Annotated in this window: 7 protein-coding genes; 1 reads left to right on the forward strand and 6 read right to left on the reverse strand. The window is 72.2% G+C overall.

From position 1 onward, the window contains the following. The coding region (locus VGR37_24395) for a pseudouridine synthase (protein HEV2150562.1) at positions 1–748 on the forward strand (748 nt) is incomplete at its 5' end. A gap of 367 nt (positions 749–1,115) precedes the next feature. On the opposite strand, the gene VGR37_24400 is transcribed toward VGR37_24395, so the two are convergent. From VGR37_24400 to VGR37_24425, 6 genes are all read right to left on the reverse strand, one after another. After that, positions 1,116–1,415, reverse strand: a complete 300-nt coding sequence (locus VGR37_24400) for a nucleotidyltransferase domain-containing protein (protein ID HEV2150563.1) — start codon at positions 1,413–1,415, stop codon at positions 1,116–1,118. A 108-nt stretch (positions 1,416–1,523) separates the two neighbouring features. Continuing rightward, the gene (locus tag VGR37_24405) at positions 1,524–6,368 is read right to left on the reverse strand and encodes an NAD-glutamate dehydrogenase (protein HEV2150564.1); all 4,845 of its coding nucleotides are present in this window, start codon (positions 6,366–6,368) and stop codon (positions 1,524–1,526) included. An 89-nt stretch (positions 6,369–6,457) separates the two neighbouring features. Then, a complete protein-coding gene (locus tag VGR37_24410) occupies positions 6,458–8,524 on the reverse strand; it encodes an ATP-binding protein (protein ID HEV2150565.1) in 2,067 nt (688 codons plus the stop codon). Then, entirely contained in the window at positions 8,521–9,033 is a 513-nt protein-coding gene (locus tag VGR37_24415; GenBank protein HEV2150566.1) for a hypothetical protein, read from the reverse strand. The genes VGR37_24410 and VGR37_24415 overlap by 4 nt, the downstream gene beginning before the upstream one ends. A gap of 7 nt (positions 9,034–9,040) precedes the next feature. Further along, a complete protein-coding gene (locus VGR37_24420) occupies positions 9,041–10,135 on the reverse strand; it encodes a hypothetical protein (GenBank protein ID HEV2150567.1) in 1,095 nt (364 codons plus the stop codon). A 221-nt stretch (positions 10,136–10,356) separates the two neighbouring features. Continuing rightward, the coding region (locus VGR37_24425) for an ABC transporter permease (GenBank protein ID HEV2150568.1) at positions 10,357–11,087 on the reverse strand (731 nt) is incomplete at its 5' end.

Genomic DNA, 11,087 nt, shown 5'->3' on the forward strand with positions numbered 1-11,087 from the left:
CCGCCGCCCCGGGGTGGGGCTCGCCCGCGCGCTCTCCAAGCTGGGGTTCTGCTCGCGCTCGCGGGCGCAGGCGCTCATCGCGGAGGGGCGGGTGCGCGTCGGCGGCACCGTCCGGCGCGACCCGGAGCTGCGGGTGGACCCGGAGCGCGACCGGATCGAGGTGGACGGGGAGCGGGTCGGCGCGGAGGCGCGGGTCTACCTGGCGCTGAACAAGCCGCGCGGGGTGGTGACCACCGCCTCCGACGAGCGGGGGCGCGGCACCGTCTACGACTGCATCGACGACCCCGCCCTCCCCTGGATCTCGCCCGTCGGGCGGCTGGACCGGGCGAGCGAGGGCCTCCTCCTCTTCAGCAACGACACCCGCTGGGCCGCGCGGATCACGGACCCCGCCACGCACCTGGACAAGACGTACCACGTGCAGGTGGACCGCGTCGCGGACGACGACCTGCTGCGGCGGATCGCGGCGGGCGTGGAGGCCGGGGGCGACTTCCTGGCGGCCAAGCGGGCGGGGCTGCTCCGCTCCGGCACGCGCAGCAGCTGGCTGGAGGTGGTGCTGGACGAGGGGAAGAACCGGCACATCCGCCGCCTGCTGGAAGCGCTCGGCGTGGAGGTGCTGCGGCTGGTGCGGGTGGCGGTGGGACCGCTGGAGCTGGGCGACCTGCCCAAGGGCGCGTACCGGCACCTCACGCCCGAGGAGGTGCAGGCGCTGGACAGGGCGGCCGGGGGCGGCGCTCGGACACCGCACTGAGATGGTGGGTCGGCCCTGATCCGGCTCTCCGGGAGGAGGGGGCGGCACCAGGGGCGCGAGGCAGGCGAGCAGCGCCGGTAGGTCGCGCTGGACGACGTCCCAGACGCGGACGAAGTCGATCCGACGATAATCATGCACGAGCCGGTGCCGCATCCCTACGATTGCCTTCCAGGGGACCTCCGGATGTGCATCGCGAAATCCACGCGAAACGTGCGAAGCTGCTTCCCCGATCAGCTCGATCGCCTTCGCCAGCGCGAACTGGTCACGACGGCTGGCTCTCAGGTGCTCGATCCTAAGTCCCTTCGCCATCGAGCACGCCTCCTGAGCGAAGTCCTGCATGTCCCAGAGATGGGCGAGGTCGCGCTCGTCAGGCTGCATACACCACCCGGTGCGTCGTCAGGATGCTGTGTCGGCGGAAGGGGTTGGTGACCGCCTGCTTCTCCACCAGGTCCACCGGACGATCAAAGAGCACCGCCAGTTCCTCCTCCATCCGCTCCCAGTCCTCCCACCCGAGCTGTGTGCCCGGCGCGAAGACCACGAGCACGTCAACGTCGCTGTCGGGACGGAAGTCGTCGCGCAGCACGGAGCCGAAAAGCGAAAATTCCGTCACGCTCCAGCGCCGACAGAAGTCGGCGATCTTCTCCCGGTCCACGGGGATTCGGAACATGGAGCCTCGCGGGGAGCAACGTTGTGGTGTGCACGCCCGGAGCATAGCGAAAAAGAGCCCCGTCGGACAAGTCCGGCGGGGCTCGCGTCGTTCGGAGGGGAGCAGGATCTATCCCGCGATCCCCCGCAGCGTCCGGGCGGCCAGCGCCCACCCCGCCAGCGGGGCGCGGTCGTCGGCGCGCAGGTCCTCCAGCAGGTCGCGGTAGGCCTGCACCTGCGCGGAGCGGCGGCGGGTGAACTCGTCGAGCGCGGCCTCCACCCCCTCGCCGGTAGCGCCGTCGCGCAGGGTGAGCTGCACGATCCTGCGCTGCGCGCGCGCCACGTCCTCCGCCATGGCCTGGGCGTAGCGCTTCTCCCAGGCCCCATCGCCGGCCGCCCGGAGGAGGATGTGCCGCAGCTCCGCCGTGGCGAAGCGCTCCGAGACGTGGTAGTACGCACGCGCCGTCTCCACCGCGTCCGCGCCGCCCTCCCGCGCGATCCGCAGCACGTCCAGGAGCTGCGGAAGGAAGCGGAGGGTGATGAGCCGCTCGCCGAGGGACCGCTCCACCCCCAGGTCCTGCAGCTCGCCCAGGCGCGCCAGGAAGATCTTGCGGTCCTCCCCGGTGACCGTCCCCGCGAAGCCGGCGCGGAGGCGGCCCAGCCCCTCGTGCAGCTCCTCCACCGCCGCGGCGGTGGAGGCGTCCTCCGGGACGTTGGTGAGGACCCAGTGGGTCGTCGCCTCCAGCACCCGCGCCAGCCCCATGTCCCAGCGGTACACCGTGGCGGTCGGGAAGCGCTCCTCCGCCGCGGCCAGGTCGTCGCGGATCTCCGCCGCGCTCGCGATCCGGCTGGCGATCAGCCAGGCGCGGACCACCGCGGCGATGTCGCTCCCCGTCTCCCGCGCCACCCGGTGCAGGAAGGAGGAGCCCATCAGGTTCACAAGGTCGTTGACCAGCTCCGTGGTCACGATCTCCCGGTGGAGCCGGTGGGCGCGGAGCCGCTCCGGCCCCGCCGCTTCCACCGCCTGCGGCGGGAAGTACCGAGCCAGGTAGGGCTCCAGCGCGGGGTCGTCCGGGAGCGCCGAGGCCAGCAGGTTCGCCTTGGCGTACAGCTTGGCGTGCGCCAGGAGCACCGAGAGCGTCGGGCGGGTGAGGCCGATCCCGCTCTTCGCCTGCTCCAGCATGGTCTCCGTGCTGGGGAGCCCCTCGGCGGCGCGGTCCAGCCGCCGGTCGCGCTCCAGCGCCAGCACCAGCGCCGCGAAGTCGTCCAGCGCCTCGCGGCTGCGCGACTCGTCGAGCGACACGGCCAGCGACTGGCCAACGTTGTTGCGCAGCACCAGGCGGGAGACCTCGTCCGTCATCTCCTCCAGCAGTGCGTTGCGCGCCTCCAGGGTGAGCTCGCCCTCGCGGACCATCCAGTTCAGGAGGATCTTGAGGTTCACCTCGTGGTCGGACATGTCCACGCCGGCGGAGTTGTCGAGCGCGTCCGTGTTGAGCCGCCCGCCGCCCAGCGCGTACTGGATGCGGGCGCGCTGCGTCAGCCCCAGGTTCCCGCCCTCGCCGAGCACCCGGCAGCGCAGCTCGTCCGCGTCGATCCGCACCGGGTCGTTGGTGGTGTCGCCCGCCTCGGCGTGCGTCTCGTCCGAGTGCTTGACGTAGGTGCCGATCCCGCCGTTCCAGAGAAGCTCCACCGGAGCGCGCAGCACCGCCCGGATCAGTCCCTCGCCGTCCACGCTCTCCACCTCGTCCGGGAGCCCCAGCGCGGCGCGCACCTCGGGGGTGAGGTGGACCACCTTGGAGGCGCGGGGGACGATCATCCCCCCCGGCGAGAGGAGCGAGCGGTCGTAGTCCTCCCACGAGGAGCGCGGGAGGGCGAAGATGCGCTCGCGCTCCGCGTAGCTCGTGGCCGGGTCGGGGTCCGGGTCCAGGAAGACGTGCCGGTGGTCGAAGGCGGCGACGAGGCGGATCTGCCGGGACAGGAGCATCCCGTTCCCGAACACGTCGCCGCTCATGTCGCCGATCCCGGCCACCGTGAAGGGCTCCGCCTGGATGTCCTTGCCCATCTCGCGGAAGTGGCGCTTCACGCACTCCCAGGCGCCCCGGGCGGTGATCCCCTCGCGCTTGTGGTCGTACCCGTGGCTCCCGCCGGAGGCGAAGGCGTCGCCCAGCCAGAAGCCGTACTCGGCGGCCACCGCGTTCGCCACGTCGGAGAGGTGCGCCGTCCCCTTGTCGGCGGCCACCACCAGGTACGGGTCGTCGCCGTCGTAGCGGACCACCCCCTCCGGAGGCATCACCCGGCCCTCCACGAGGTTGTCGGTCAGGTCCAGCAGCCCGCGCATCAGGGTGCGGTACTGGTCCGCCGCCTCCTGCCCCATCAGGTCGCGGTCCGCATGGACGCGCTTGGTGATGAAGCCGCCCTTCGAGCCGGAGGGGACGATGACGGCGTTCTTGACCACCTGCGTGGTCACCAGCCCCAGGATCTCGGTGCGGAAGTCGTCCGGCCGGTCCGACCAGCGGATCCCGCCGCGCGAGACCGCGGCGCCGCGCAGGTGGATCCCCTCCATGCGCGAGGAGTGCACGTACACCTCGAAGAGGAGGCGCGACTTCTTGAGCTCCTCCACGTCCGCCGAGCAGACCTTGAGCGAGACGTACGGCACGCCGCCGCTGCGCCGCGTGGGGTCGGCGCCGCCGTTGCGGTAGTAGTTGGTGCGGACGGTGCCGCCCACCAGCGCGATCATCTTGCGCAGCGCGCGGTCGTCCGCCAGCGAGGTGACCGCCTCCAGCGCGTGGCCGAGGTCGCTCCGCAGCGCGTCCTGCTCCGCGGCGGGCGCGGTCGCGGCGGGGTCGAAGCGGGCCTCGAAGTACCCGAAGAGCCGGCGCGCCACCTCCGGGTAGCGGGCGAGCGCCCGCGCCGGGGCCAGACGCGTGGGGACGGCGCCGATCTGCGCCGCGTAGTTGGCGTAGGTGCGCAGCACGTCCACCTGGCGCCAGCGCAGCCCGGCGCCCAGCGTCAGCGCGTTGAAGGGGTCCTCCGGGGCGTCGCCCGCCCAGACCGCCAGGAGCATCTCGGACAGGACGCCGAAGCGCTCCCCCGGGATCTGCGCGCCGTCCTGGTCCTGCACCAGGAAGGAGTAGATCATGAAGGCCGGGAGATCTTCCCCGGTGACCGCGAAGGTGTCGATCTCGATGACGCGGACGCCGGCGTCCTCCAGGATCGGCATGAAGTCGGAAAGGACGAGCCGCCGGTCGCGCAGGTACAGCTTGAGGACGGTGGTCCGCCCCAGCTCCCCCGCCCTCACTTCCGGCGGGTTGCGGAGCGCCACGGCCACCTCGCGCTGGTCGCGGCGCATCCGCTCCAGCTGCAGCACGTCGTGCACGGCCGCGACCGGGGAGTTGGCGGCGCGGTACTCGGCGCTGAAGGCGGGGGCGTACAGCTCCGCCAGCTCGCCGCCCTCGCCGGTCCCGCCCAGCCCGTCGCGCAGCCGGTCCTCCCAGGAGCGGATCAGCTGCGAGACCTCGCGCTCCAGGTCGCGCGGGTCCACCGCGTCCACGCTCCGGTCCGGGGTGGAGACGTAGAAGTGGAGCCGCGCCTGGTCCGCCGCGCTCATGGCCAGGTAGTAGTGCACCACCTCGCCGCCCAGGCGGCGGCTGATGGCCTCCTGGATGGCGCGGCGCACCTCGCCGCTGAACTTGCCGCGCGGGAGGATCACCATCACGCTGGCGCCCTCCCGGAGGTTGTCCGGGCGGAGGATCACCCGCACCTCGTCGGAGAAGAGGAGGGCGAGGATGGTCTGCACCTCCTGCTCCAGCTCCACCACGGAGGCCTGGAACAGCTCCTCCTTGGGCATGGAGTTGAAGATGGTGATCATCTCCTTGTAGTCGTGCGATCCGGGGCGGGTGCCGGAGGCGGAGAGGATCTGGGCCAGCTTCTGCCGGAGGATGGGGATGGACTCGGCGTGCTCGGCGTACGCCTTGGAGGTGAAGAGCCCCAGCAGGCGGTGCTCGCCCACCACGCGCCCGGAGGCGTCCAGCTTCTTGACGCCGATGTAGTCCATGCGGGCGCGGCGGTGCACCGTGGCCTCGGACTCGGCCTTGTTGATGATGAGGATGGGACCGCCCACCACCCGCCGCCGCAGCTCCTCGGGGAGCTCGGAGACGGGGACCGGGGTGGAGTAGCGGGAGGGGCGCTCGTCGCGCAGGATCCCCAGCCCGGACCCTTCCTCCACCCGCACCGCGCGCCTCTCGTCCTCGCCCACGATGTCGTAGCCCCGGTAGCCCAGGAAGACGAAGTTGCCGTCCTTGAGCCAGCGGAGGAACTCCTCCACCTCGTGGCAGTCCGCGGCGTGGTCCGGGAGGCAGGCGCCGTATCCGCGCACCGTGGCGGCCACCCGGTCCACCGCGTCCAGCATCTCGTCGAAGTCGGCGGTCGCCACCACCACGTCCGTGAGCCGCCGCTCCACCTCGCCCAGCACCTCGGCGTGCCGCTCCGCCGGGAGGCGCTCCACCTCGCAGTGCACCAGCGCCTCCAGCGTCCCCTCCCCCGTGTCGCCGATCCACTCCACCCGGCCGTCCGCGTCGCGGCGCACCGTGAGCACCGGGTACACGAAGTGGTGGATCGCGATCTGCTGCGAGGTGAGGTACTCGCGCAGGGTGTCCACGATGAAGGGGCGGTCCACCACGTGCGCGCGGATCACCGTGGCCGGGGCGCTCCACCCCTCGGCGCCCGGGTTGAGCACCTCCACGTTGACCTCGTCGGGGCGGGCGCGCTGCACGAAGTGGAAGGCGCCCACCGCCTGCGCGGCCAGGTGGGGGAGCGGGCGCTCCTGCAGCACCGCGCGGGGGATCTTGGCGAAGAAGATGCGCGCGAAGGCGCAGAGCAGGGCGGCGTCCTCGCCGTGCTGCGTGCGTTCCAGAAAGCTGCAGAGCTCGTCCACCGTGGCGGCGGCGGGCGCGTCGGAGACGGTCGAAATGCTCATTCAACGAAAGCATGTGAAGGGTACCGGGCCGTGCGGCGGCAATGTAATGAATCGGGGCCGGTTTGGCACCGGCCCCGATTCGGAGCGCCTCACGCCGCGGAGCGCGGACCGGCCGGCTCCGCCGGCCGCTCCCCCTCCCGTAGCAGTCCACCGACCCGGTCGAGGTACGTGTCCACCTCGAAGGGCTTGGTCACGAAGCGGTCCGGACGCGTGCGGAGGAGCTCGCTCAGCTTCTGGTCGTACTGGTTCCCGGTCACGAACAGGAACCGGTCCGCGAGCGGGGGACGCTCCCGGAGAACCCACTGGAAGAGCGCCACCCCGTCCATCTCCCCCGGCATCTTGATGTCCGAGATCACCAGGTCGACGTCGCGGGCCTCCAGAACGTCGCGGGCCTCCTCCCCGGAAGCGGCGAGCAGCACCTCCACGTCCAGACGGCCCAGCAGGCGCCCCTGCAGCGCGCGGAGCGGCTCCTCGTCCTCCACCACCAGCACGGTTCGCCTCGCCGGGGGTGCGCTCCGGACCCGGGCCGGGGGCTCCACCGGGCGGACCTCCTCCAGCGGGGCCGCGGAGCGCAGACGGATCTCGAAGCACGCTCCGCCCCCGTACCGGCTGGAGGCGGTGACCGTCCCGCCGAACTCCTCGACGAAGCGGTGCACCAGGGTGAGGCCCAGACCGGTCCCCGCCCCCACCGGCTTGGTGGTGTAGAAGGGATCGAAGATGCGCTCCGGCTCCTTCAGCCCCGGGCCGTCGTCCTCGAACGTCACGGACACCCAGTTCGGCTCCACCCGCCGCACGCGGACGCAGAGCGTGGTCCCGCCCCCCCCGGAGAGCGCGTCGAGCGCGTTGTTGATGACGTTCAGGAAGACCTGCTGAAGCCGCTGGGACTCGGCGGTGACCAGGATCCCGTCGGGCAGCTCCTCCGTCAGGCGCACGCCCGCGAGCGCGAACGCGCGGCGCCGCAGGCCGATGGCCACGTGGAGGGCTTCCGCCAGGTCGACCGCCGCCAGGGCGGAATCCGAGCTGCGCGAGAACTGCAGGAGGTTCCGCACCAGGTTGCGAGCCCGCACTCCCTCCGAGATGATCGGGTCGACCAGCTCCGCGCGCAGCTCGGCCAGCTCCGCGTCCCCGCGCTCGTCCAGCTCCTGGCGGAGCAGCTGCCCGTACCCCAGCACGCTGGTGAGCGGGTTGTTGATCTCGTGGGCCAGACCCGCCAGCATCCCCCCCAGCGCTCCCAGCTTCTCGCTCTGGATCAGCTCCTGCCGGGCACGGCGCAGCCGTTCCACGGTGTCCGCCAGCTCCGCGTTGCGGACCTCCACCTCGTCCCGGGCCGTCCGGAGCCGCCGGGCCATCTCGTTGAAGCTCCGGGCCACCTCGCCCAGCTCGGTCCGGTCGTCGAGCGGGATCTCGTGCCCGAACTCCCCCATCCCCACCCGCTCCGCTCCCGCCTTAAGCGCCCCCAGCGCGCCGAGGAGGCCGCGGAGTGTGCCGAACGCCAGGAGAGATCCAAGGATCGAGGACAGGCCGAACAGGACCCAGACCACGCGGGAGGTGGTCCGGTCCGTCCGGGCGAGCGCTTCGCTCCCCGTCCGGATCCGCTCCTTTTCCCGGCGCACCGCTTCGGGGAGGTCCTTTTCCAGCAGCGCCCGCGCGAGCGGCTCGCCGACGAGCACGAGCTCGGAGATGGCGTGGGACGGGTTGGTGGACAGGTTGTCGTAGAACGTCTTCCAGGAGGTGGCAAGCGCCTGGGCCCGCGCCCGCATCTCCCGCACCGCCGGCTCCCCGCCGGGGCCGGTGCTCAGGACCGGGGCCTCCAGGCGCGCCGGGACCGCGTCGATCGCGGCGTGGGTCCGCTCCCGCTCGGAGGCGGTAGAGGGGACCGCATCGGCCCCCAGCAGCCCGCTGACGACGCGGACCTGCCGGTTCTGGTTTTCCAGCGCGGCGATGGTCTCCAGCAGGATCTCCTGGCGGGCGACCGCGTTGCGCAGCTCCGTGAGCACGCGCGCGCGCTGTCTCGTCGCCCACACGTGCGCGCCGACGTTCACCGCGCCGAGGGCAAGCAGGACGCCGACGGTCACCACCAGCCGCGCGCGGACGGAGGATGCCCGCAGCACGTCCGCCACGCGCGAGGACGGGGACTTCCGGGCGGGATTCATCATCGCAGGGGATAGCCGGACTCGCCGGGGAGCCTGCCGTCGACCCGGAGGACCGTCACCTTTCCGTCCACCGCGCTGGCGGGGATGATCGCCACCGCCCCCGGGATCAGGGGCACGAGCCGGAGCGCCGTCGCCGTCCCGTCCACCATCTTGGGCCCGGAGGAAACCTCCGCCCGGAAGATCTTCGCGATCCAGTACCGGCGGAACGCGGCCTCGTTCATCCGATACACCTCCCGCAGCATCACTTCCCGCGACTGCGAGCCGGGGGGAAGGACGAGGAGGGTGACCCGGCTGCCGCCCGGCCAGAACTGCTGCTCGCCCAGGAACGTGGCCCTGAGCCTGTCCAGGGAGACGTCACGCACACCGGACCCCGGGTGCGCGATCACCGCCATGTCCCCCCCCTTCGGGGCCTGGCTCGCCACGGCGTCGACGCCGGACGCGAGAACGATGGCGCCGGCCGCGAGCAGGGTACGGATGCGGCGGAGCCACCGCGTCGGCAGTAGAGTCCACATACCGGCCCTACGGGTCCGACTCGGTGGTCTCGGGGGCGCCGTGCGCCACCGCGGTCTGGTGGGACCCACCGAAGGTGAAGCTCAGCTGCAGTGCGAGGGTGTTGAAGAGCTCGGGGCTGTCGAGTCGCTCGCGGCGGTACTCCGCCTTGAGCGCCGCAACGGGGGCGAAGTCGTACCGGATGCCGGCGATGGCGACCTCCCGGTCGAGCCCGGCGGCCGCGAAGACCGGGTCGTCCTCGGACACGGCCACGCGCTCGGCCCGCAGGTACGGCTTCAGGGCGCGCGCGCCCCCGGGAAGCCGGTACCCGAGCTGGGCGTAGTACGCGTCGGTGCGGGTCGTCTCGCCCCCACGCGGACGGTGGAGCACCCGCGCGTACTCCGCCAGGAGCTCCGGGGTCTCCCGGCTCCAGGCAAGGTGCGCCGACACGATCCGCTCGTCCACGGCGTCCCGTGACGGTACGGAGATCCGGTCACCGTAGACGGAGCCACCCACCTGCAGCCCGAAGAGGCGGGGCGGGCGGGCGTGGCCGCTCACGACCCACGCACGGCTCGAGTTGGCATCCCCGGCGTCCCCTGCCCGGCCGATGTGCGTGTGACGTCCGTTCCCGATCCCCGCGGCGTAGCCCAGCCCCAGCGGGCCCGTCGGGAAGGAGCCCTCGGCCATCACTCCCACGAAGTGGACGGGAAGCACCGCGCCCCCGCCGCGGATCAGCTCCGGACGTGCGACCGAGGTCTGCAGCCACTGCCCGTGATGGTACGCCGTATTCCAGTAGCTCACGGGAGTGTGGTAGCGCCCCGCCGAAAGCTTGAGCGCATCCAGGACGTCGTAGCGCAGGACGGTCCGCTCCACCTCCAGGTTGAACCCCGCCGCCGTGGCGGTCGCGGTCACCTCGGCAAAGAACGTGATCCGGTCGGTCAACCCGGCCGTCAGGTGGCCCGCGAGCTGCCCCTCCCGGAATCCCTGCGCGACCGGCTGGTCGGTCGCGAGGTAGTTGAAGTCGGTGAACCCCAGGAGGTGGAGCGATCCCGCATCCCCCTGCGAGTGGGCCGGGGAAGCAAGGCACAGCAGGGCGAAGACCGCCAGGCAGACTGAAGAGCGCATGAACACGATAGGGGAAGGGCGGGTCCCAGGAGGACGCGGTCGTACCGGGCGAGAGCCGGGACGGACCGTTCAGGGGAGGGCGATGTTAGGGCTTGAGGTGAATTATTGGCAGAACACAGCGGTTTCGGTAGGGGGGAAGCCGCAGCACCGGCGCAGCTTACGCCACGTTCGGCCGGCGAACGGGGAGCGCACGGCCGAAAGCGACCGGCTCAATCGCGCGGCTACTGCCAGCGGAACCAGCGGAGCGCCAGCAGGAACGACCCCACCATCCACGCGGCGAGGATCGCCAGGTCGCCCGCGGCCGTCCAGAGCGGCAGGCCGTCGTTGTAGACGGTGCGCAGCGCGTCGTTGAGCGCGGTGAGCGGGAGCGCCTGCACCAGCGGCTGCATGGCGTCCGGATAGCGCGACGAGGGGAAGAACACCCCCGAGAGCACGAACATGGGGAGCATCGCCAGGTTGAGCAGCCCGCTCACCCCCTCGATGGTGCGGGCGCGCGACGCCGCCAGCAGGCCCAGCCCCGCGAAGGCCATGGTCCCCAGGAGGACGACGGCGGCCACGGCGAGCAGCGACCCCGCCACCCGCACCTCGAACGCCAGCCAGGCGAAGAGGATGATGGGCGGCACCTCCAGCGCCAGGAAGGAGAGCCGGGCGAGGATCTGCGCCAGCAGGTAGTCGCGCTTCCGCATGGGGGTGGCGACCAGCCGCTTGAGCTGGTGCTTCTGCCGCATCTGCACCACCCCGAAGCCGATCCCCCACAGCCCGGTGCTCATCAGGTTGAGGCCGATGATCCCCGGGATCACCCAGTCGATGTAGCGGGAGCCGGGCTGCCGCTCCTGGCGCTCCACCCACGGGACGGGCGGCGCCCCCCCGGCGCTCCCCTGCACCGCCCGCTGGGCCAGCAGGCGCGCGCTGCGGCTCTCGCCGCGGGCGGGGTCGTAGCGCACGGCTAGCG

This window comes from Longimicrobiaceae bacterium (assembly GCA_035936415.1).
In the GTDB taxonomy this organism is placed as follows: Bacteria; Gemmatimonadota; Gemmatimonadetes; order Longimicrobiales; family Longimicrobiaceae; genus JAFAYN01.